Annotated in this window: 21 protein-coding genes; 19 read left to right on the forward strand and 2 right to left on the reverse strand. The window is 41.8% G+C overall.

The annotated features are described in order from the left end of the window. The 14 genes from B1s21122_RS02020 to B1s21122_RS02085 all read left to right on the forward strand — a co-directional run bounded on the left by B1s21122_RS02020 (position 1) and on the right by B1s21122_RS02085 (position 14,200). The gene (locus B1s21122_RS02020) at positions 1 to 1,716 is read left to right on the forward strand and encodes a proline--tRNA ligase (RefSeq protein WP_096961013.1); all 1,716 of its coding nucleotides are present in this window, start codon (positions 1 to 3) and stop codon (positions 1,714 to 1,716) included. 3 nt (positions 1,717 to 1,719) lie between these two features. Further along, positions 1,720 to 2,487, forward strand: coding sequence for a sulfite exporter TauE/SafE family protein (locus B1s21122_RS02025; RefSeq protein ID WP_096961014.1), 768 nt, complete (start codon positions 1,720 to 1,722; stop codon positions 2,485 to 2,487). Positions 2,488 to 2,524: 37 nt separating this feature from the next. Then, the gene (locus tag B1s21122_RS02030) at positions 2,525 to 2,971 is read left to right on the forward strand and encodes a ribosome maturation factor RimP (protein ID WP_095680883.1); all 447 of its coding nucleotides are present in this window, start codon (positions 2,525 to 2,527) and stop codon (positions 2,969 to 2,971) included. Further along, the gene (nusA, locus tag B1s21122_RS02035) at positions 2,968 to 3,996 is read left to right on the forward strand and encodes a transcription termination factor NusA (RefSeq protein ID WP_095680882.1); all 1,029 of its coding nucleotides are present in this window, start codon (positions 2,968 to 2,970) and stop codon (positions 3,994 to 3,996) included. The genes B1s21122_RS02030 and nusA overlap by 4 nt, the downstream gene beginning before the upstream one ends. A gap of 13 nt (positions 3,997 to 4,009) precedes the next feature. Continuing rightward, positions 4,010 to 4,270 (forward strand): YlxR family protein, encoded by a 261-nt coding sequence (locus B1s21122_RS02040; protein ID WP_095680881.1) that lies wholly within the window; start codon positions 4,010 to 4,012, stop codon positions 4,268 to 4,270. Between the two features lie 109 nt (positions 4,271 to 4,379). Further along, positions 4,380 to 7,007 (forward strand): translation initiation factor IF-2, encoded by a 2,628-nt coding sequence (gene infB / locus B1s21122_RS02045; RefSeq protein WP_095680880.1) that lies wholly within the window; start codon positions 4,380 to 4,382, stop codon positions 7,005 to 7,007. Positions 7,008 to 7,010: 3 nt separating this feature from the next. Next, positions 7,011 to 7,424 carry a 30S ribosome-binding factor RbfA gene (gene rbfA, locus B1s21122_RS02050; protein WP_095680879.1) on the forward strand — a complete coding sequence of 138 codons (414 nt, stop codon included), beginning with the start codon at positions 7,011 to 7,013 and terminating at the stop codon, positions 7,422 to 7,424. A gap of 11 nt (positions 7,425 to 7,435) precedes the next feature. Further along, positions 7,436 to 8,311, forward strand: a complete 876-nt coding sequence (truB, locus tag B1s21122_RS02055; RefSeq protein WP_095680878.1) for a tRNA pseudouridine(55) synthase TruB — start codon at positions 7,436 to 7,438, stop codon at positions 8,309 to 8,311. Between the two features lie 25 nt (positions 8,312 to 8,336). Next, on the forward strand, positions 8,337 to 9,209 hold the full coding sequence (locus tag B1s21122_RS02060) for a bifunctional riboflavin kinase/FAD synthetase (protein ID WP_095680877.1): 873 nt from the start codon (positions 8,337 to 8,339) through the stop codon (positions 9,207 to 9,209). 126 nt (positions 9,210 to 9,335) lie between these two features. Next, the gene (gene rpsO, locus B1s21122_RS02065) at positions 9,336 to 9,605 is read left to right on the forward strand and encodes a 30S ribosomal protein S15 (protein ID WP_019852019.1); all 270 of its coding nucleotides are present in this window, start codon (positions 9,336 to 9,338) and stop codon (positions 9,603 to 9,605) included. Positions 9,606 to 9,737: 132 nt separating this feature from the next. Continuing rightward, complete coding sequence (locus B1s21122_RS02070; RefSeq protein ID WP_095680876.1) at positions 9,738 to 11,936, forward strand: polyribonucleotide nucleotidyltransferase; 2,199 nt, start codon at positions 9,738 to 9,740, stop codon at positions 11,934 to 11,936. A 1-nt stretch (position 11,937) separates the two neighbouring features. Next, positions 11,938 to 13,209 carry a M16 family metallopeptidase gene (locus B1s21122_RS02075; protein WP_095680875.1) on the forward strand — a complete coding sequence of 424 codons (1,272 nt, stop codon included), beginning with the start codon at positions 11,938 to 11,940 and terminating at the stop codon, positions 13,207 to 13,209. Then, on the forward strand, positions 13,206 to 13,949 hold the full coding sequence (gene dapB / locus B1s21122_RS02080) for a 4-hydroxy-tetrahydrodipicolinate reductase (protein ID WP_095680874.1): 744 nt from the start codon (positions 13,206 to 13,208) through the stop codon (positions 13,947 to 13,949). The genes B1s21122_RS02075 and dapB overlap by 4 nt, the downstream gene beginning before the upstream one ends. Next, entirely contained in the window at positions 13,949 to 14,200 is a 252-nt protein-coding gene (locus B1s21122_RS02085; protein WP_095680873.1) for a glutaredoxin domain-containing protein, read from the forward strand. The genes dapB and B1s21122_RS02085 overlap by 1 nt, the downstream gene beginning before the upstream one ends. Here B1s21122_RS02085 and B1s21122_RS02090 read toward each other — a convergent pair. Both B1s21122_RS02090 and B1s21122_RS02095 read right to left on the reverse strand, forming a co-directional pair. Beyond that, a complete protein-coding gene (locus B1s21122_RS02090) occupies positions 14,197 to 14,505 on the reverse strand; it encodes an AzlD domain-containing protein (RefSeq protein ID WP_095680872.1) in 309 nt (102 codons plus the stop codon). The genes B1s21122_RS02085 and B1s21122_RS02090 overlap by 4 nt on opposite strands. Beyond that, positions 14,502 to 15,164, reverse strand: a complete 663-nt coding sequence (locus B1s21122_RS02095) for an AzlC family ABC transporter permease (protein ID WP_095680871.1) — start codon at positions 15,162 to 15,164, stop codon at positions 14,502 to 14,504. Before B1s21122_RS02095 ends, B1s21122_RS02090 begins: the two co-directional genes overlap by 4 nt. A 52-nt stretch (positions 15,165 to 15,216) precedes the next feature. Here B1s21122_RS02095 and thyX point away from each other — a divergent pair, with 52 nt between their 5' ends. The 5 genes from thyX (at position 15,217) to B1s21122_RS02120 (ending at position 21,832) form a co-directional block, all read left to right on the forward strand. After that, the gene (gene thyX / locus B1s21122_RS02100) at positions 15,217 to 15,936 is read left to right on the forward strand and encodes an FAD-dependent thymidylate synthase (RefSeq protein WP_095680870.1); all 720 of its coding nucleotides are present in this window, start codon (positions 15,217 to 15,219) and stop codon (positions 15,934 to 15,936) included. A gap of 20 nt (positions 15,937 to 15,956) precedes the next feature. After that, positions 15,957 to 16,847, forward strand: a complete 891-nt coding sequence (gene dapA / locus B1s21122_RS02105; RefSeq protein ID WP_095680869.1) for a 4-hydroxy-tetrahydrodipicolinate synthase — start codon at positions 15,957 to 15,959, stop codon at positions 16,845 to 16,847. A 4-nt stretch (positions 16,848 to 16,851) separates the two neighbouring features. Beyond that, positions 16,852 to 18,534: a ribonuclease J gene (locus B1s21122_RS02110; protein WP_095680868.1), complete on the forward strand. Its 1,683-nt coding sequence runs from the start codon at positions 16,852 to 16,854 to the stop codon at positions 18,532 to 18,534. An 82-nt stretch (positions 18,535 to 18,616) separates the two neighbouring features. After that, positions 18,617 to 20,950, forward strand: coding sequence for an FtsK/SpoIIIE family DNA translocase (locus B1s21122_RS02115; protein WP_095680867.1), 2,334 nt, complete (start codon positions 18,617 to 18,619; stop codon positions 20,948 to 20,950). Positions 20,951 to 21,097: 147 nt separating this feature from the next. Then, complete coding sequence (locus B1s21122_RS02120; RefSeq protein WP_095680866.1) at positions 21,098 to 21,832, forward strand: helix-turn-helix domain-containing protein; 735 nt, start codon at positions 21,098 to 21,100, stop codon at positions 21,830 to 21,832. The last annotated feature ends 33 nt before the right edge of the window (positions 21,833 to 21,865 follow it).

Below are 21,865 nucleotides of genomic sequence, written 5' to 3' on the forward strand. Positions count from 1 at the left end.
ATGTTAAAGATGTCCACCTTATTGTTGCGCACACTGCGTGATGATCCAGCTGATGCTGAGGTTGCATCCCACCGCTTATTAGTTAGAGCAGGATTTGTAAGAAGAGTTGCCGCTGGTATTTATTCATGGTTACCACTTGGTTATCGAACATATCGCAAGATTGAAAATGTTGTTAGGCAAGAGATGGATAAAGCTGGATTCCAAGAGGTTCACTTTCCAGCACTTTTGCCAAAGGATCCTTATGAGTCAACAAATCGTTGGGCTGAGTACGGACCAGATCTATTTAGATTACAAGATCGAAAAGGTAATGATTACTTACTAGGACCAACCCATGAGGAGATGTTCACTCTTATGGTTAAAGGTGAGTTTTCTTCATATAAAGATTTGCCATTATCGATCTATCAAATTCAAACTAAGTATCGAGATGAACCACGTCCTAGGAGTGGAATTATTAGAGGGCGCGAGTTTGTGATGAAGGATTCATACAGCTTTGATGTTGATGATGCTGGTCTTGAGGTTTCTTATAACAAACATCGCCAAGCTTATATAAATACCTTTGATCGCTTAGGTCTTAAATACAACATTGTCTCTGCGATGAGCGGTGCGATGGGTGGATCAAAATCAGAGGAGTTCCTAGCTCCATGCCCAACAGGTGAAGACACATATGTTTTATGTAATGGCTGTGGTTATGCCGCAAATGTGGAGGCAATGATTACTAAGGTCACACCATTTAAGGGAGAAAAAGTAGGCGCAATTGAAGTTCTAGATACACCTAATACGCCAACTATTGATTCATTAGTTCAAGTTTTTAATAGTAAATACGGCGCGAATGTCACCGCAGGTGATACCTTAAAAAATGTTTTATTGATGGCTGATAAAAAAGCCATAGCGGTTTTAGTACCAGGTGATCGTGAGGTTGATTTAAAGCGATTGGAAGCAAATTTAGCTGGCGTTAAAGAGCTACGTTTATTTGAGGATGCTGACTTTGCTAAACATCCAAAGTTAGTAAAAGGTTATGTTGGACCACAAGATGCGAAAGCATTTGGAATTACGTTATATGCCGATCCAAGAATTGTAGAAGGATCACATTGGATTACCGGTGCTAATCAAAAGGATAAGCACGCCCGATTTGTAACATGCGGCCGTGATTTTAAGGTTGATCAATATATTGAAGCAGCAGAGGTTCGAGCTGGTGATAACTGTCCAAAGTGTGAAAAGCCGGTAGTAATTGATCGAGCAATTGAAATTGGCCATATCTTTCAACTAGGCAGAAAATACGCGCAATCACTTGGGCTTACCGTGCTAGATAAAGAAGGTAAGCCAGTTGTTGTAACAATGGGATCTTATGGAATTGGTGTATCAAGAGCGGTAGCCGCCATTGCTGAACAAACTTATGATGAGCTTGGTTTAAATTGGCCAGCAGAGGTAGCACCTGCTGATGTTCATATTGTGGCAACTGGTAAAGAGGATCAACCATTTGATGTGGCAGAACAAATTGCTAAAGATCTAGAGGCAAAAGGGCTTGAGGTACTCCTTGATGATCGCAGGGAGGCATCTGCTGGAGTTAAGTTTAAAGATGCTGAATTAATCGGAATTCAAAAGATAATTATTGTTGGTAAAGCATTAGCAGATGGCAAGGTTGAAGTGCGGGATCGTAAATCTGGTGATAAGCAAGAGGTTGCGCTCGCAGATGTTGTTAAAACAATAGTTAAGTAATTTATGAGTATTGAGATCGCAATCTTTTTGGCGATCGCATCAGGATTTGCCGGCTTTGTTGATGCCATGGCAGGTGGTGGGGGATTAATTCAATTACCAGCACTGCTGGTTGGCCTACCAAATAAAGAGCTGCCATTAATTTTAGGTACTAACAAAGTTCCATCTATTTTTGGCACAGCAGCAGCTGCTCGAAATTACTTTAAAAATATTAAGCCAGATATTCCACTTACCTTAACCATGATGGCACCAGCCTTTGCTGGCTCTATGGGTGGGGCAGCGCTAGCCGCATTTGTGCCAAAGGATTTATTCAAGCCATTTCTTGTCTTTTTGCTAATCGTTGTTGCTATTTATACCTGGCGCAAACCTGAGTTAGGTATGGCTGAGAATTTAAAATTTACCCATAAAAAGAGATTAATAATTGTTGCCTTGATTGGATTAATGATTGGTTTCTATGACGGAATCTTTGGTCCAGGAACTGGCACATTCTTAGTCTTTTTTCTTGTTTCAACAATCGGTTATGCATTCTTAAAGGCCTCTGCCACTGCAAAATTAGTAAACATTGCAACTAATGCTGGTGCTATCTTGAGTTTTCAATTAACTGGCCATATTTGGTGGCAATTAGGTTTACTTCTAGCTTTTGCCAATGTGACGGGTGCGATTATTGGCTCACGCCTTGCAATCAAAGGTGGCTCGCCATTGGTGCGAAAAGTATTTTTAGCAGTCATATTTTTACTAATTACCCGCGTTGCTTGGGATACTTTTATAAGTTAAACTTAGGCACACAACTTAATATCGAAGAAGGAAAAAAATGGGAAAGAAAGAAGAAATAATTGCGGTGATTACTCCCGCATTAGAAGCCCTCGGTTTTTATCTAGAGGATGTAACAATTACTTCAGCTGGCAGGCGCAGCATGTTAACTGTCATAGTAGATGGGGATACTCATCTATCTCTTGATCAAGTTACAACAGCCACCAAAGGAATAAGTGAAATTGTTGAAGGTATTCAAAGTTTAGGTCAAACCCCATTTACCTTAGAGGTTACATCCCCTGGTTTAGATCGACCACTTACCAAACCAAGGCATTGGCGAAAAAATCTTGATCGATTAGTAAAAGTAATTTTGCTAGATGGTAAAGAGGTTAAGGGCAGAGTTAAAGATGTAAGTGAAAGTAATGCAACAGTTGATGAGCAGGTAATTAACTTCACCGATATTAAGCGCGCAACACTTGAGATTGAGTTTAAGCAGGTGGGCAAGTGAGTGTTGATGTTGAAGCACTAAAACTTTTAGCCCAAGAAAAGAAATTACCACTCGAGCGGTTAATTAATGCGATTGAAAATGAGGTTGCAAAAGCATATGCCGAGCTGCCAGTTGCTAAACCACATGGACGAGCGGTTTTAAATCGCCAAACTGGTGAGTTAGTAATTTATGTGCCACTACTTGGCCCTGATGGTGATCGCCTAGACACAGTAGTTGATAATCCAGATGGCTTTGCAAAATTAGCTGATAAAACTGCGCGCAAAGTTATTAAAGAGAAGATGCGCGAGGCCAAAGATTTAGAAGTTGTCACAGAGTTCTCTGGCAGCGTCGGTGATGTAATTGGTGGGATTGTGCAGCAAGGAAGAGATGCTGATGTTATCTATGTAAGTTTGGGAAGAGTAGAAGGAAAGGTGCCACCTGCTGAGCAGGTTAAGGGTGAAGTTTATAAACACGGAGATCGAATTAAATGTTTTGTTGTTGATGTTAAGCAGGGTGAAAAAGGACCAGAGGTAACTTTATCTAGAACTCATCCAGCATTTGTGAAGATGTTATTTGCTCTAGAAGTGCCAGAGATTAAAGAGCGGGTAGTAGATATTGTTGGAATAGCACGTGAGCCTGGGGCAAGAACAAAGTTGTCAGTTAGAACTCATCGCGCCGGAGTGAGTGCCAAGGGTGCGTTAATTGGCCCGCAAGGATCTAGAGCGCAAAATGTTATGAATGAATTAAATGGTGAAAAAATAGACATCATTGATTTCTCTGAAGATCCTGCTACTTATGTAGCAAATGCGTTAGCACCAGCAAAGGTAAGCTCAGTTGAGATTGTTGATTTAGAGATGAAATCTGCCAAGGTGATTGTGCCGGATTATCAATTATCACTTGCAATTGGTAAAGATGGGCAAAATGCCAGACTTGCCGCTCGCCTTACCCAGTGGCGAATTGATATCCATCCAGATAATCCAGTAACGCAGATTAAGGCGGAAAAGACAGAGGAAGCGGCAACTATTTCACCCATCCAAGGGGCTTAGGGTAGAGTGCGCGATGTTGGGTAAAAAACTAAGGCAACGCAGCTGCATCGCTTGTCGAAAGTTAGATACCAGAACAGATTTAATTCGAACAGTTTTGATCGGCAATGAAATAAAGGTTGATCTAAACCATCGGATGAGCGGTCGGGGAGCTTGGCTTCACGCAAACTGCTTTAAGGTGGCAACTGAACGAAAATCTTTTAATCACTCCTTCAAGTTTGAAGGTGAGATTAAAACAGATGAGTTAGATGATTACTTAAAAAATTTAGGTAATTAACAAACAGTATGGAGCGAGCGAGAATGACACTCTAATGAGCACTACAAGATTATGAGTAGTTCTATTTAGGCTCGTGCGTAAATAACGCGGGGCCAGAAGAAGGAGAAGTGTGGCCAAGGTCCGCGTTTATGAGTTAGCTAAAGAGTTAGGGCTTGAAAGCAAAGAGCTCTTATCTAAGCTGCAAGAGGTTGGCGAATTTGTTCGCTCAGCATCATCAACTGTTGAAGCACCTGTTGTGCGCAAGTTGATGGATAAGTTTCCAGATTTAGTACCGGCAGAGGCTGCGCCAAAAGCGAAAAAAGCTCCAGCAAAAAAGGCTGCGCCAAAACAAACTGTAAAGGTTGAAGATTTACCACCTGAATTACAACAGATGATTGAAGATGCAACACCAGCAGCGCGCCCTGCAACACCAACGGCCCGTCCAGCTAATAATCCATTTTCTGCAGGTAGTGGCACACCAACATCACCAAGTGCGATGCCACGTCCGCCAAGAGCTGGAAATAATCCATTTAGCACTGGTGGCGGTGGACCACGTCCACCCGCAAGACCAATTAGACCTGGTGAGGCTGGAAGAACTCCTGGAAAATTACAACCTGGCCAACGTCCACCAATGTCTGGTGCTCGTCCTGGTTCTGTTCGCCCAGGTTTTGCAGCACGTCCACCATCTAGTAATCCAAGGCCAAGTACTGGTGCACCAACATCATCTCGTCCTGGTTCATCTTCGTCCCCTTATCGCACACCATCATCACCATCTGGTTCACCATTTGGTGGCAAAGGTGGCGGTCGTCCACCACAACGTGGAGGCGCAGCTGGTGCATTTGGTAAAGGCGGTAAAGGTAAAGGTAAAAATCGCGGACAAAAGAGTAAAAAAGAAAGACGTGAAGATTTTGAAAATCTACCAGCACCACAATTAGGTGGCGCGGTAGTTCCAAGAGGTGATGGCAAGAGCGTTGTAAGAATGCGCCGCGGTGCAACTTTGATGGATTTTGCCGAGAAAATTAACGCAGATCCAGCCGCATTAGTTTCAGCCCTATTCCATTTAGGTGAGATGGTCACTGCAACTCAATCAGTTGATGAAGATACCTTCACAGTATTAGGAGCAGAGCTTGGCTTCATAATTCAGATCGTAAGTCCAGAGGATGAAGATCGTGAGTTACTTGCAGAGTTTGAGATCAATTTAGAGGAGGAGTTAGCCCAAATTGATCCGGAAGATCTGGTTGTGCGCTCGCCAATTGTTACCGTTATGGGACATGTTGATCATGGTAAAACTAGATTGTTAGATGCTATTCGTTCAACTGAAGTTGTGAAGTCTGAAGCAGGTGGAATTACTCAGCATATTGGTGCCTACCAAATTCATCATGAACATGATGGAGTTGAACGCGCAATTACCTTTATCGATACTCCAGGCCATGAAGCGTTTACAGCGATGCGTGCTCGAGGTGCGAAGGTAACTGACATTGCAGTACTAGTTGTGGCAGCAGATGATGGTGTTATGCCACAGACAATTGAAGCGTTAAATCACGCTCAAGCTGCTGATGTGCCAATTGTGGTTGCGGTAAACAAGATTGATAAAGAGGGTGCTAACCCAGACAAGATTCGTCAGCAGTTAACTGAGTACAACTTGATCGCTGAAGAGTATGGCGGACAGACAATGTTCGTAAATGTTTCAGCACTTTCTGGCAAAGGAATTGATGATCTAATTGCAGCAATTTTGTTAACAGCAGATGCAGCGATTGATTTACGTGCAATTGCAGATGACATTGCAAGAGGTGTTGCGATTGAAGCAAATCTTGATAAGGGCCGTGGACCAGTTGCAACTGTTTTGGTACAACGTGGAACCTTGCATGTAGGGGACGCGATAGTTGCCGGCGGTGCTTATGGCCGTGTTCGTGCGATGCTAGATGAGCATGGACAAACTTTGGAAGAGGCAGGTCCATCACGTCCAGTTCAAGTACTTGGATTTACATCTGTTCCTGGCGCTGGTGATTCATTTATTGTTGCCGAAGATGATCGAACTGCACGCCAGATCGCAGAGAAGCGTCAACTTGCATCACGAAATGCATCTTTAGCTAAGGCACGCAAGAAGGTTTCACTTGAAGATTTCATGGAGCAATCAAAGGTAAGTACTTTGAACTTGATTCTAAAGGGCGATGTTTCTGGATCGGTAGAAGCCTTAGAGGATGCGTTAGTTCAATTAGATGTTGGTACTGAAGTTGACTTAAGAGTTATTCACCGCGGTGTTGGTGCGATTACTAAGAATGACGTTACCTTGGCATCTGCTTCAACAGCAGTAATCATTGGCTTTAACGTTAAACCTGAACCACAAACTGCAGTCTTTGCCGAACAAGAAGGTGTTGAAGTTAAGTTCTACACCGTTATTTACAAGGCAATTGAAGAGATCGAAGCATCTCTTAAAGGACTTCTTAAGCCAGAGTTTGAAGAGGCAGTACTTGGTAATGCTGAAATTAGAGACATATTTAAATCAAGCAAGTTTGGAAATATTGCTGGTTGCGTAGTTTCTGATGGAATTATTCGCCGAAATGCCAAGGTTCGAACTATGCGAGCTGGTGTTGTGATTGGTGAAAACTTGAGCATTGAATCACTTCGAAGATTTAAAGATGACGCCACTGAGGTTCGTGATGGATTTGAGTGCGGTATTGGTCTTGGATCATTTAAGGATCTGCAGGTTGGAGATGTAATCCAAGCTTATGAAATCCGTGAAAAAAAGCGGGCTTAACATATGCCAAGTAAACGTCCACTACAGGTTGCCGATCGCATCAAAGAGTTAGTTGCTAACGCGCTTGAGTCACGGGTAAAAGATCCTCGACTTGGGTTTGTAACAATTACTGATGTTCGAGTAACTGGTGATCTACAACAAGCTTCAGTTTTTTACACAGTTCTAGGTGATGCTGCTGCGCATGAATCAAGTGCTGCAGCATTAAGTAGTGCAAAGGGAATGCTTCGATCTGAGGTTGGGCGAGCACTTGGCTTAAGAGTTACACCATCGATTGAATTTTTCTTAGATGGCATGGCAGATTCTGCTTCAGCAATGAATGATTTAATTGAACAGATGCATAAGGCTGATGCTGAACTTGAAAAGTTAAGAGCTGGTGCAAAACCTGTTGCTGAAGATCCATATAAAAAACATAATTAATAGGTGATTTAATGGATGGCTTTTTATTAGTAGATAAAGCCGGGGCAATGACTAGCCATGATGTAGTGGCGATGGCTCGTAAAAAACTTGATACTAAAAAAGTCGGCCATGCTGGCACATTAGATCCGATGGCAACTGGGGTGTTAGTTCTTGGTGTTGGCATTGCTACCAGGCTTCTTACTTACATAACAGATGGTAAAAAAGCATATGAAGCAACTATTAATTTGGGAAGTGCAACACATACTGATGATAAAGATGGGGATGTAATCTCAACCGCCACTGCTGCTCAGATAGCAAAAGTTAATGATGAAGTAATTACAAATGAGATAGCAAAGTTTGTTGGAACTATTAAGCAAAGACCTAGTTCAGTATCTGCCATAAAAATTGATGGAAAATCTGCTCATGCCAGAGTTAGGGCAGGGGAGAGTGTTGATATTCCTGAGCGAGATGTGACTATCGATGAGATAGTGGTTAAAGAGATTAGACATACAGCCACAGCAATCGAAGTTGATGTATCTGTTACCTGCTCTGCCGGAACTTATATTCGAGCGATTGCCAGAGATTTAGGTGAAAGATTAAGTATTGGCGGCCACTTAACCTCACTTCGTCGTACTTTAGTTTCACCATTTACTTTGCAAGATTGTCAATCCTTGGCTAACGCGCCATTGATCTCTATCACTTCAGTAATTGAAAAACTATTTCCGATCAGAAAATTGGATTTATCCCAAAGCAGAGAGATCACATTTGGCCGAGTGATTGAACAAAACCAACAAAGTGGGATTGTGGCAGCCCTGGATTCACAAGATAATTTCCTGGCTTTACTAGAGAACAAGTTACAAGGTTCACAAGTTATGGCTGCTCCAATATTAGTTAAGGTCAGTGAGTAATTATGTTTTATGAAAGAATACGCAGATGAAGGTATTAGCTCTTGGAATTTTTGATGGAGTGCACGCAGGCCATCAACAGATAATTGCAACTGCAAAACATCTAGGTGAAGTAACAGTTATGACCTTTGATCCTCATCCAACATCTGTGGTTGCACCCGAGCGCACACCCTCACAATTGATCTCTGTTAAAGATCGAATTGATTTACTCAAGCAAGCAGGTGCTAGCCATGTGGAGATAGTTAACTTCAATAAGGATTTTTCACAGCTATCCCCAGATCAATTCATTGAAGATGTTTTACTTGGCCGATTTAAAGCCGAGCATGTTGTGATTGGTGAGAACTTTAATTTTGGCTTTAAAGCCCAAGGTTCACCAAAGTACTTATCAGAGGTTGGACCTAAGTATGGCTTTGGTGTTTCAATAGTTAAATTGAAAGAAGAGCGTGGTTCCACAATTTCTTCAACTCGAATTAGAAGTCTAATTATTGATGGTGAGATTGAGCGGGCTAATGAGTTGCTAACAAGAAGTTTTTATTTAAAGGGCCCAGTTGTGCATGGTGAAAAGCGGGGAAGAGAAATTGGATATCCAACCGCCAATCTTGGATTAACTTCACTTGCCACAATTCCAGCAGATGGTGTTTACGCCGGTTGGTTAAGTGTTGGTGAAAAAAGATGGGCAGCTGCAATATCAATTGGAACAAATCCAACTTTTCCAGGAGTTAGAGGAAGACAAGTGGAAGCGTATGCAATTGATCAAGTCGGATTAGATTTATATGATCAAGAAGCAAAGATCGAATTTGGTTTTAGATTACGTGACACCTTAAAGTTTGATGGATTAGCACCACTTCTTGAGCAGATGAAAAAAGATTGTGATCAGGCAAGGGAATTGACCAGTAAATAACGCTCAAATACGCGTGGATTTTAAGTATCAACTACTGCGCTGGTAATCTTGCCTTTACTAAAGCGAGAAGGTGCGCCTTCGTGAATAACACCGAGGCCCTCGTGACAGACAGAAGGAGCAATACAAATGGCATTAACGCCAGAAGTTAAAAAGGAAATAGTAAGTAAGTACGGCTCATCTGCAACTGACACAGGTAGCCCAGAAGCACAGGTAGCACTTCTTTCAAAGCGTATTGATGAGATAACACAACATTTGCAGACAAATAAGAAAGATCATCACAACCGTCGTGGTTTGTTATTGATGGTCGGTAAGCGTCGTCGGATTTTGCAGTACCTCGCCAAGACAGATATTGAGCGCTATAGAGCGATTATCGAAAAGCTCGATCTTCGCCGTTAAATAACAATCAGCAAAAAACTTTATCGCTAAGAGTTTTGGTCCTCGGTAGTGGTTTCCGGAAAACGATTTTCCGTGAACTTCGATCGAAGATCCATTCTCTAGATTTAAAGTGTTGAGAAATGGAGATGACCCATGGAGGGTCAAGATGTGCAATCAGCCGTTGCAAAAATAGACAACGGTAAATTTGGAAAGCGGGAGATCCGCTTTGAAACTGGCCGACTAGCTCGGCAAGCAGCGGGAACAGCCGTTGTTTATTTAGATGATGACAGCATGTTGCTATCTGCAACTACTGCATCAAAAAATCCGAAGGATCAATTTGATTTCTTCCCACTAACAGTTGATGTGGAAGAGCGAATGTATGCAGCTGGAAAAATTCCAGGATCATTTTTCCGTCGTGAAGGACGTCCTTCAGAGGATGCAATCCTTACTTGTCGATTAATCGATCGCCCACTACGTCCATCCTTTATTAAGGGATTACGTAATGAGGTTCAGATTGTTGTAACTGTCATGGCGTTAAATCCAGATCACATGTATGACGTGATTGCGATCAACGCAGCATCAATGTCAACACAATTAGCAGGACTGCCATTTTCTGGCCCAATCGGTGGAGTGCGAGTTGCACTAATCGAAGGTCAATGGGTTGCTTTCCCAAATCACTCTGATTTAGATAAAGCTGTCTTTGACATGGTAGTTGCTGGTCGAATTTCAGATGGTGATGTTGCAATCATGATGGTTGAGGCTGAAGCCACTGTTAAGACAATTGAATTAATAAAGGGTGGCGCAACAGTGCCAACTGAAGAGATTGTCGGACAAGGACTTGAGGCAGCAAAGCCATTTATTAAGATACTTTGCGAGGCTCAGTTAGCACTTGCTAAGAAATCGGCAAAGCCAACTGGTGAGTTCCCAGTATTCCTTGAGTACCAAGATGATGTTTATGCAGTTGTTGAAAAGGCTGCTAAAGATGATCTAACCAAGGCGCTAACAATTGCTGGTAAGCAAGAGCGTGAAACTAAGTTAGATGAAATCAATAAGAGTGTTACTGAGAAAATCAGCGTAGATTTTTCAGAGCGCACTAAAGAGATTTCAGCAGCACTTAGATCAGTAACTAAGAAGTTAGTTCGTCAACGGGTATTACGAGATAAAATTCGTATTGATGGACGTGGATTGCGCGATATTCGTGCATTAACTGCTGAGGTTGAGGTAATTCCTCGAGTCCATGGCTCTGCAATATTTGAACGCGGTGAGACTCAGATTTTGGGTATCACAACATTAAATATGCTTAAGATGGAACAGCAACTAGATACTCTTTCACCAGAGGATCACAAGCGTTATATGCATAACTACAACTTCCCACCATATTCTGTTGGTGAAACTGGAAGAGTTGGATCTCCAAAGCGACGCGAAATTGGGCATGGTGCACTAGCTGAACGTGCTCTTGTTCCAGTTCTGCCAACTCGCGAAGAGTTTCCATATGCAATTCGTCAGGTTTCAGAAGCACTTGGATCAAATGGATCAACATCCATGGGATCAGTTTGTGCTTCCACAATGTCATTGCTAAATGCAGGCGTGCCACTTAAGGCTGCTGTTGCAGGTATTGCAATGGGATTAATCTCTGATGATGTTGATGGTAAGACTGAATATGTAGCATTGACCGATATCTTGGGTGCAGAGGATGCATTCGGCGATATGGACTTTAAGGTTGCTGGTACAAAAGAGTTTGTTACCGCACTTCAGTTAGATACAAAACTTGATGGAATTCCTGCATCAGTTCTATCTGCTGCACTTTTGCAAGCAAAAGAAGCAAGACTTGCAATTTTAGATGTTATGAATCAAGCAATTTCATCTCCTGATGAAATGTCACTGCTAGCGCCAAGAATTATTTCAATCAAGGTGCCAGTTGACATGATTGGTGCAGTTATCGGGCCTAAGGGCAAGATGATTAACCAGATTCAAGATGAGACTGGTGCTGATATCACCATCGAAGATGATGGAACTATTTATATCGGAGCAACTGAAGGATCAGCTGCTGAAGCTGCGAAAGCGCAGATTAATGCGATCGCAAATCCAGTGCAGTTATCAGTTGGCGATAAGTTCAATGGGTCAGTTGTGAAACTGGCAACCTTTGGTGCTTTCGTAAATCTTGCTCCAGGTAAAGATGGCTTGCTACACATCTCGCAGATTCGCAAGATGCACGGTGGTAAGCGAATTGAAAACCTTGAAGAAGTTATGAAGGTTGGAGAGAAGATTGAAGTTGTAATTAATGAGATTGACCCTAAGGGTAAGTACTCATTGGTTCCTGCAAATCTTCCAGAGGAAGCTAAGAGCGAGTAATTTGGCAAGAACAGTTCTTCCTAGTGGCTTGCGAATAGTCACTGAAGAGGAAAAATCTGTTCGCTCTGCAGCTTTTGGTATTTGGGTCAATGTTGGCTCTCGCGATGAATCACTTTCAACCGCGGGAGCTTCACATTTTCTAGAACATCTTTTGTTTAAAGGAACTAAGAGACGAACTTCCTTAGAGATTTCCTCAGCGATTGAAGCTGTTGGTGGTGAAACAAATGCATTCACATCTAAGGAGTACACCTGTTTTTACGCACGAGTTATAGATAAAGATCTACCTCTGGCAGTTGATGTCATAAGTGACTTAATTACCTCTTCAGTTGTAAAGCAAGAAGATGTTGATGCAGAGCGCAAGGTTGTTTTAGAAGAAATTGCGATGCGAGATGATGATCCAAGTGATTTAATTCATGATCTATTTCTTGAAAAATACTATGGAGATACGCCATTAGGTCGACCTATTTTGGGCACAGTTGAATCTATTAAATCTATGCAGCGAAGCACAGTCTTTAACTACTACAAGAATCGATATCAACCAAGTGATCTTGTGGTGGCAGTGGCAGGAAACTTCAAGCATAAGAATGTTGTAAATATGGTTGAAGATGCTCTAAGTAAAGATGGTTTCTTACATCAACCAAAGAGTGATTATGCATTGCGAACCTCCGGAAAAATTAAAGTACCTGGTCGGGGTGAAGTAACTTTGCTTGATCGCAAAACTGAGCAGGCTCACATAATTTATGGTGTACCGAGTGTGGCTAGAGATGATAAAAAAAGATTTGCTTTAAGCATTTTGTCTTCAGCACTCGGTGGTGGAATGTCCTCTCGATTATTTCAAGAGATAAGAGAAAAGCGTGGTCTGGCTTATTCAACTTATGCCTATAACCAACAATTTGCAGGCAGTGGAGTTTTATCTTTCTATGTTGGTTGCAAGCCAGAAAAAGCTGAAGAGGCAATTAAAATCATTCAATCGATATTGCAAGATGTGGCAGCAAATGGATTAACTGATGAGGAGATCACTCGCGCAAAGGGTGCTGTCTCTGGGGCGCTAGTTCTTAGCCAGGAGGACACTGGATCTCGAATGACTCGAATCGGTAAAAGTGAGTTGGTATATGGACAAGTTCTTAGCTTTGATGAAATTCTGCGTGAGATTGCCGATGTAACACAGGATCAAATAAAGGAAATTGCACGCCAAATCCTGCCGGAATCTCCTACCCTTGCGGTAGTGGGACCGTTTAGATCCACAAGTAAATTTGAAAGGCTGATCAAATGAAGGTTGCAGTATTAGGCGCCAAGGGAAGAATGGGCGCAGAAGCAGTGGCAGCAATTAATTCTGCAACTGATTTAACTTTAAGTGCTGCCTTAGATTTAGGTGATTCACTAGATCAACTAGTTTCAACTGGTACCGAAGTTATAGTCGATTTCACTACGCCTGATTCAGTAATGAAAAATCTTGAGTTTGCTATCAATAATGATATTCACGTTGTAGTTGGAACTACTGGCTTTGACGATAAGAAACTTGAACAGCTTAAAAGTTTGTTAAGTAATCACCCAAAAGTGGGAGCGCTAATCGCCCCAAACTTTGGTTTAGGCGCAGTTTTGATGATGCAATTCTCCCAGACCGCTGCAAAGTATTTTGAAAGTGCTGAAATTGTTGAGATGCATCATGCGAATAAGGTTGATGCCCCATCTGGAACTGCAATTCGAACTGCACAAATGATTACAGATGCCAGAAAGCAAAGTAAAAAGTCGGCAATGCCTGATGCAACTAAATCTGAGTTACCTGGTGCACGGGGTGGAAAAGTTGGGGATGTGCCGGTGCACTCAATTAGATCTCATGGATATGTTGCACATCAAGAGGTTATTTTCGGTGACGCTGGAGAGACTTTAACAATTCGCCATGACTCAATAAATCGGGCAGGATTTATGCCAGGAGTACTAATCGGGGTTAGAAATGTTGCAAAACATCCGGGCCTTACCGTAGGTTTGGAAAACTATATGGGAGGCATGTAATGAGTGAAATAACTATGTACGGAGCAGAGTGGTGCGGAGATTGCCGTAGATCTAAGAAGTTCTTAGATGCTAATAACGTTAAGTACAACTACATCGATGTCGAAGCAGATGCATCTGCCTCAGATAAGGTGATTGAAATCAACGGTGGCATGCGATCAATTCCAGTAATTCTATTTTCAGATGGAACACACCTTACAGAGCCATCAGACGCAGCGTTAAAAGAAAAATTAGAGGCGCTAAAAGTTCTTTAAAACCAGTTATAAATTGCCGCAGATGTGATTGCGGCTGAGATAACAACTACTGGAAATGGCGCTTTGAACTTAAGTGCCACCAGCGCTACTAGTACTCCAGCAAATCTTTGATCAAGAACTAGTTCTTTCTTATTGGCAAAGGTTTGTACACCCACTAATGCGCTAAGAAGAACTATTGGAACTAGTGCGTTGATTCGCATAAAGCTTGGTCGATTAAGCCATTTTTCTGGAACGCTATGGCCGATATATTTATTTAAAAAAGCGGTAAAACTTGCCCCGAGTACTGCAATCCAGATGGCGCTCATCGTTTTAATCCAAAAATTACAGCAAGTAGCACTGTCGTAATAATAGGAATACCAGCGGGTGTGATCGGCGTCAGTAATAAAGCCCATGCAATAGCTACAGCTGAAACTACAAAGTGAGTTTTGTTTTTAAGACGTGGCCAAATCAAGCCACAAAAAGCGGCTGGAACTGCAGCATCTAATCCCCAAACTGATGGATCTCCGATTGCACTGGCACCTAAAGCACCAAGGAAGGTGAATAGATTCCAAAAGACATAAACACCAATTCCGGTAACATAAAAACCTCTTCTGCGATCAGCATCATTTTCCTGCAAGGTCGCAACTGCTGTTGATTCATCAATAGTTATTTGTGCGGCCAGGATTCTTTTTAATCCCTTAACTTTTAATATTGGCGCCATTTGAAGGCCATAAAGTGCGTTTCTAAATCCAAGCAAGGTTGAAGTTGCAATTGCACTCACTGCTGAGCCACCAGCTCCCATAATTCCGACCACTGCAAATTGCGATGCACCAGAGAAGAGCAAGATTGAAAGCAGGCAGGTTTGCAGGATTGAAAAGCCTGCAGTCACACCAGCGGCCCCAAAGGCGGCGCCATAAAGTCCTACGGTAAATGCAACGCTAAGGGCGGTTCGATCGACTTGAGTCCTTTTTGAATTTACTGACACGCCGACACTTTAATCCAGCCAATCATCAATCACCAAAGATAGGGTCGCAACCATGAGTGATGAGATCATATTTAGAGACGATATGTCAGTAGAGCTTGTTAAATCAAGTGCAAGTGATGCTGATGTTATTTGGGCAGCCCGTGTTTCAACCGCCGGTGATAAGTCATTGGAAGATGTTGGCGCTGATGCGGCGAAATCAGAAGGTCTCATTAATTATTTAGCACGTGAGCGACATGGCTCTCCATTTGAACATACCTCGATGACTTTTTTCATATCTGCTCCTATTTTTGTTTTCCGTGAGTTTATGAGACATCGGATTGCCTCATACAATGAAGAAAGTGGAAGATATCGAGAGTTAAAACCTGTTTTTTATATTCCAAGCAAAGAACGAAAATTAGTGCAGATTGGTAAAGCTGGTGCTTATACATTTGTTGATGGGACACCAGAACAGTTTGAAATTACAGTTGATGCAATTAAAGAAACTTGTAAATTGGCCTATGCAAATTATCAAAAAATGTTAGAGGCGGGTGTGGCACGTGAAGTTGCAAGAGCAGTATTACCAGTGACTTTGTACTCATCTATGTATGTCACAATGAATGCAAGAGCTTTAATGAATTTTCTTTCACTAAGAACTGCGCGCGAAGGTTCACATTTTCCTTCATATCCACAACGGGAAATTGAGATGGTGGCCGAGAAAATGGAAGCACATTTTGCCAAGTTAATGCCGATTACCTACGGAGCATTTCAAAAATCTGGCCGCATAGCCCCATAAATAAGCGGTAGCCTTAACCCATGCAAATTACACCACCATTTGGTCGGCTAATCACCGCCATGGTCACTCCATTTTCAAAGTCAGGTGAGATTGATTGGGCTGGTGTTGAAAAGATCGCGGCACATTTAGTTTCAACTGGCCATGATGGAATTGCAGTTAATGGCACAACTGGTGAGGCACCAACTACTTCTGATGATGAAAAAGATCAGATAATTAAGATTGTCCGCAAAGTTGTGGGAGATAAAATCAAAATAGTTGCTGGCGCTGGAAATAATGAAACATCTCACTCAGTTGAACAAGCACAGCGCGCTGCAAAAGCAGGTGCAGATGGATTATTAGTTGTTACCCCTTATTACAACAAACCACCACAAGCTGGTATCGAAGCTCACTTTAGAGCAATGGCAGATGCCACTGATTTACCAGTCATGATGTATGACATTCCTGGTCGTACTGGTGTTGAAATTGAGTCAGATACGATCGTAAAACTTGCAGAACATAAAAATATTGCAGCTTTGAAAGATGCAAAAGGCAATCCGGCAGCAACTTCATGGGTAATTAAACGCTCTTCAATTCCTGTTTATTCTGGTGATGACATTTTGAATCTGCCATTACTTTCAGTGGGCGCAGTGGGTTTTGTTTCAGTTTGTGGTCACACAGTTGGCGCAGATTTAAGAGTCATGCTCGATGCTTGGTTTGCTGGAAATTCTGTTAAAGCGCTAGAGATGCATCAAAAGCTTCTGCCAGTATTTACTGGAACATTCCGCACTCAAGGTGCGATATTAACTAAGGCTGCGTTAAATTTGATGGGCCTTCCTGGCGGATTTACAAGATTGCCACTTGTTGATGCAACTGATGCGCAAATTGCGCAATTAAAGGTTGATCTGCAAGCAGGCGGCGTTAAATTAAAATAATTAGATGAATCATCCCCATCCTGGACTGCCTTACCCTGCGAAGTTAGCTAAGAAAACTCTTCGAATAGTAGCTCTTGGCGGCTTAGGCGAAATCGGCCGCAACATGACAGTTTTTGAGTATGAAGGAAGATTATTAATTGTTGATTGTGGTGTGTTATTTCCAGGGGAAGATCAACCAGGTATTGATTTAATTTTGCCTGATTTTTCATATCTGAAAGATCGAATGAATGACATTGAGGCGATATTTCTTACCCACGGGCATGAAGATCATATTGGCGCTGTTCCTTATTTACTTAGAGAGCGCAGTGATATTCGAATTATTGGATCTCAGTTAACACTTGCATTTGTTGCTCCTAAGTTAAAAGAGCGCAGAATAACTGCTCCGATGACTCAGGTTAAAGCTGGACAAGTTGAACAAGTTGGACCATTTACCTTGGAGTTTGTAACAGTAAATCACTCAATTCCTGATTCATTGGCGGTTGCGATTAAAACACCTGCCGGAGTTATCTTGCACACTGGAGATTTTAAAATGGACAAAATGCCACTAGATGGCAAAGTAACGGATTTAGAAACCTTCGCCAGGTTAGGAAAAGAAGGAGTCGATTTATTCTTAGTTGACTCAACAAATGCTGATGTGCCAGGACTAACTGTGGCAGAAAAAGACATCTATCCAGCATTAAAAGAGGCGATTGATAAGACACCAAGAAGAGTTGTTGTTACCTCATTTGCATCCCATGTTCACAGAATTCAGCAGGTATTAAACGCTGCTAATGAATCCAACCGTAAGGTTGCATATGTTGGTAGGTCGATGATCCGAAATATGAAGTTGGCAGAGGACTTAGGTTATTTAAAGGTGCCAAATGGTTTAGTGGTTGATTACAAAGACATTGATACATTCGGTGACAAAATAGTCTTGGTTTGTACTGGCTCACAAGGTGAGCCACTTGCAGCACTTTCTAGAATTGCAAATGGAGACCATGAAATCCAAGTTGGTAAAGGTGACACAGTAGTTTTAGCCTCGTCACTTATTCCTGGCAATGAAAAATCTGTTTATCGTGTTATAAATGAATTAACTAGATTTGGCGCTCATGTTGTTCATAAAGGCAATGCAATGGTTCACGTATCTGGACATGCATCAGCTGGGGAGCTACTTCACTGTTATGAAGTTGTTAAACCTAAAAACGTTTTACCAGTCCATGGTGAGTGGCGACATATGAGAGCAAATGCTGATCTTGCCATGAAGTCTGGTTTGTCTGAGCACAACGTTGTAATTGCTGAGAATGGAATTACCATTGATGTGGCAGATGGCCATGCTGACATATCAGGTTCAGTACCTTGCGGTTATGTTTATGTTGATGGACAAAGTGTTGGCGAGATAACTGAAAGCTCACTAAAGGATCGTCGAATTTTAGGTGATGAAGGGTTTATCTCAGTTGTAGTTGTTATAGATTCCCAAAGCGGAAAGATAGTTGCAGGTCCTGATATACACGCTCGTGGATTTACTGAGGATAAAACTTTATTTGATGATGTTAAAGGCGATATTGAAAAAGCATTAAGTAAGGCAGTTGCAGGTGGATTTAATGGTACGCATCAACTATCTCAAGTAGTACGTAAAACCATTGGCAGCTGGGTGGGGGAGGAACATCGTCGTAAGCCGATGATCATTCCGTTAGTTGTTGAGGTTTAATAAACCTTTTTTCTTAACTTTCTAGCCAAAGTGCGTGCCGATTACGGCTTGAAATTAACTTATTCTTTAGGCTTATCTTCTTATGGCAAAGAAAAAATCAACAAAGAAATCTAATTTCTTTGCACCTCTTCTACGGGGCATTGGCTGGCTTTGGCGTTTAATCGCAAGTGCAATCGGCAGCAGCGTTCGCTTTATATTTAGATCCTCCAAAGAGTTAGATCCAGCTCACCAACGAGATGGGATTGCTTTCTTTTTATTTATTCTGGCCCTAATTTCTGCTGCTGGTGTTTGGTTTGATCTTGATAACCAATTAGGTAGAGCGACCTATTCATTCTTATTTGGGGGATTTGGCCTACTAGCAAACATAGTTCCAGTCATGTTCATATTTTTTGCATATCGGCTATTTAAATCAACTGATGATTCAGCTGATATTGGGCGGATTTCGATCGGAACTATTCTGATCGTTGTTAGTACAACTTCGCTATCACACATAATTAATGGTTCTATTGGAACAGGCGCGACTGCAATGCGAGATGGTGGTGGCTGGATTGGTTACGCAGCATCAACTGGATTAGTTGCGCTTGTGACTGAAGTCCTAGCTATCCCAATTTTGCTTATCTTCTTATTATTTGGCTTACTTGTAATCACTAAGACTCCACTTTCAAAAGTTTTCTCTCAAATTGGAAAAGTTTTTAGTTTAGGCCGATCGGGCATAAGCAATGCCAGAGCTAGACGAGCAGAGCGGTTGGTCGATGAAGATTTTGAAGTTAGTGAGAGTCCACCTTTTGAATCACCATTGGTTAAGGACTTAGTCCAAGAGTTTGAACCTCAGCAATTAGATTATGAGGTTGAACTTGAGGATTTTGATGAGATTACTCAAGAGGTACCAAAGATCAGTAAGCCTGTTAAGAGTGAGAACACCAGACTTCAGCAACTTCTACTTTCTTCAGATGTGAAATATGAATTACCACCAGATGATTTACTTCGTAGCGGGCCGGCGAGCAAGGGAAAATCTAAGGTTAATGAAACTGTGGTGGCAGCGCTTAAACAAGTTTTTGAACAATTTGATGTTGATGCCCAAGTTACTGGTTTTATGCGAGGCCCAACGGTAACTAGATATGAAGTTGAGTTAGGAAATGGCGTAAAGGTTGAGGCAATTTCAGCACTTTCTAAAAATATTGCATATGCGGTGGCAAGTGGAGAGATAAGAATCCTCTCACCAATCCCAGGTAAATCAGCGGTTGGAATTGAAATTCCAAACTCAGATCGAGAGATTGTGGCCTTAGGTGATGTTCTTAGATCATCGGTTTCATCAAGTGATACCCATCCGATGTTAATTGCACTTGGAAAAGATGTTGAAGGATCCTTCTTGTGTGCAAACCTTGCAAAAATGCCACATCTTTTAGTAGCTGGTGCAACTGGTGCGGGTAAGTCATCAATGATTAATTCCTTGGTAGTTTCAATATTAATGCGGGCAACTCCGGATGAAGTACGGCTGGTTTTAATTGATCCAAAGCGCGTGGAACTAACAAATTATGAGGGCGTACCGCACTTAATTGCGCCAATTATTACAAACCCAAAGAAGGCAGCTGATGTTTTATCTTGGGTAGTACGTGAAATGGAAATGCGCTACGACGATTTATCAGTCTTTGGCTTTAGGCATATTGATGATTTCAATAAAGCTGTTAAGGCCGGAAAGGTAACCCAGCCGGCAGGCAGTGAACGAACGCTTGAGCCGTATCCGTATTTACTGGTAATCGTTGATGAGTTAGCAGATTTAATGATGGTGGCAGCACGTGAAGTTGAAGAATCAATCGTACGTATTACTCAGTTAGCAAGAGCTGCCGGAATTCATTTAGTGCTTGCAACACAGCGTCCTAGCGTTGATATTGTTACTGGTTTAATTAAAGCCAATGTGCCTTCTCGTCTATCTTTTGCAACTAGTAGCTTGGCAGATTCACGAGTTATTTTAGATACACCAGGAGCTGAGAAATTAGTAGGCCAAGGTGATGGTTTATTCCTTCCAATGGGAGCGAGTAAGGCAGTGCGTATTCAAGGAGCATATGTTTCAGAACGTGAAATTGAAGCAGTTGTAAATCATGTTAAAGGTCAATTACAACCGGTATATCGAATTGATTTAAATGCACCAATTAAATCAATTGCGGTAACTGATGATGTTGGCGATGATTTAGATTTGTTGTTACAAGCTATTCAACTAGTAGTTTCAACTCAATTTGGATCAACCTCTATGTTGCAGCGAAAATTAAGAGTTGGTTTTGCAAAAGCTGGACGACTCATGGATTTAATGGAGAGTCGCGGGATTGTTGGTCCAAGTGAAGGTTCAAAAGCTAGAACGGTTTTGATTAATGCAGAGCAAATGCCAGATGTACTGGAGTCGATCAGGGGTAACCAGTAGTTCATTTGGCAGGGTGAGTGGATGGGTGAAAAATCTCTAAAGTTGTAAATAAGCGTGCTGACCCCCAAAAATTTCTCAAAAATTATTGTTCATTACTGCCCTTAAGTTCTACCATTAATACTCCCCAAAGCAGGATTGGTTAGCTAAATGGAAAGCAAATCTTCACTAGCGCAGGCAAGAGAAACTGCTGGCTTAACCGTTGAACAAATCTCTGCATTAACAAATATTCGAGTAGCTGTAATTAAAGATTTAGAAAATAACTCAGTTGATATCTGCGGAGGTATTGCATATGCCCGCGGACATATCCGAACAATTACGAAGGTATTAAATCAAAAAACTCCCAAATCTCTATCCTTTGATGCTGACTTAATCGTTGCCGAGATAGAGGCAGCACAGAGTGAAGATGGCAGAAAAATTATTGAGCGTTTAGCAGAAAATAATGTGGCAGATAAACCAAAAGAGAAAAAGAGAATGAAGTTTCGAACACTGGCTTCAATTTCAGCTGCAGTGTTAAGCATAGGCTTTGTTGCTCAAGTTGCAATAAATAATGTTTCAAATATTGATGTTGATACCTCTCAAATCACAACAACTCGCAAAAGCTTTCAAAGTGAAGCTGCTAGCACCCCAACTGGTGTTAACTTAGTAGTGACAGGCATAAGTGGAAAAAGTTGGATTGGTCTAACAAATGCAAATGGTGAGCAAGTGTTTAATGGACAAATTTCATCAGGCCAGGTCGCAACTTTTTCTGATCCGCAATTAATTAAAGCTGTGATTGGAAATGCTGGCGCCGTCAAATTAAATCTAAATGGCTCAGATTTAGGAGTTGCTGGAGCCGATGGTGAGGTAGTTCGCTTAGATTTTGATGCGAATGGGCAGTTGTAATTCGCTAAATTAGAAGTTATGCAAGCCCTGCGC

The organism is Candidatus Nanopelagicus limnes (assembly GCF_002287885.2).
GTDB lineage: Bacteria > Actinomycetota > Actinomycetes > Nanopelagicales > Nanopelagicaceae > Nanopelagicus > Nanopelagicus limnae.

Excerpts from the sequence above, each read along its gene's own strand:
- B1s21122_RS02020 (WP_096961013.1), top strand. The coding sequence starts at position 1 with ATGTTAAAGATGTCCACCTTATTGTTGCGCACACTGCGTGATGATCCA.
- B1s21122_RS02025 (WP_096961014.1), top strand. The coding sequence starts at position 1,720 with ATGAGTATTGAGATCGCAATCTTTTTGGCGATCGCATCAGGATTTGCC.
- B1s21122_RS02030 (WP_095680883.1), top strand. The coding sequence starts at position 2,525 with ATGGGAAAGAAAGAAGAAATAATTGCGGTGATTACTCCCGCATTAGAA.
- B1s21122_RS02040 (WP_095680881.1), top strand. The coding sequence starts at position 4,010 with ATGTTGGGTAAAAAACTAAGGCAACGCAGCTGCATCGCTTGTCGAAAG.
- rbfA (WP_095680879.1), top strand. The coding sequence starts at position 7,011 with ATGCCAAGTAAACGTCCACTACAGGTTGCCGATCGCATCAAAGAGTTA.
- truB (WP_095680878.1), top strand. The coding sequence starts at position 7,436 with ATGGATGGCTTTTTATTAGTAGATAAAGCCGGGGCAATGACTAGCCAT.
- B1s21122_RS02060 (WP_095680877.1), top strand. The coding sequence starts at position 8,337 with ATGAAGGTATTAGCTCTTGGAATTTTTGATGGAGTGCACGCAGGCCAT.
- rpsO (WP_019852019.1), top strand. The coding sequence starts at position 9,336 with ATGGCATTAACGCCAGAAGTTAAAAAGGAAATAGTAAGTAAGTACGGC.
- B1s21122_RS02070 (WP_095680876.1), top strand. The coding sequence starts at position 9,738 with ATGGAGGGTCAAGATGTGCAATCAGCCGTTGCAAAAATAGACAACGGT.
- dapB (WP_095680874.1), top strand. The coding sequence starts at position 13,206 with ATGAAGGTTGCAGTATTAGGCGCCAAGGGAAGAATGGGCGCAGAAGCA.
- B1s21122_RS02085 (WP_095680873.1), top strand. The coding sequence starts at position 13,949 with ATGAGTGAAATAACTATGTACGGAGCAGAGTGGTGCGGAGATTGCCGT.
- B1s21122_RS02090 (WP_095680872.1), bottom strand. The coding sequence starts at position 14,505 with ATGAGCGCCATCTGGATTGCAGTACTCGGGGCAAGTTTTACCGCTTTT.
- thyX (WP_095680870.1), top strand. The coding sequence starts at position 15,217 with ATGAGTGATGAGATCATATTTAGAGACGATATGTCAGTAGAGCTTGTT.
- dapA (WP_095680869.1), top strand. The coding sequence starts at position 15,957 with ATGCAAATTACACCACCATTTGGTCGGCTAATCACCGCCATGGTCACT.
- B1s21122_RS02110 (WP_095680868.1), top strand. The coding sequence starts at position 16,852 with ATGAATCATCCCCATCCTGGACTGCCTTACCCTGCGAAGTTAGCTAAG.
- B1s21122_RS02115 (WP_095680867.1), top strand. The coding sequence starts at position 18,617 with ATGGCAAAGAAAAAATCAACAAAGAAATCTAATTTCTTTGCACCTCTT.
- B1s21122_RS02120 (WP_095680866.1), top strand. The coding sequence starts at position 21,098 with ATGGAAAGCAAATCTTCACTAGCGCAGGCAAGAGAAACTGCTGGCTTA.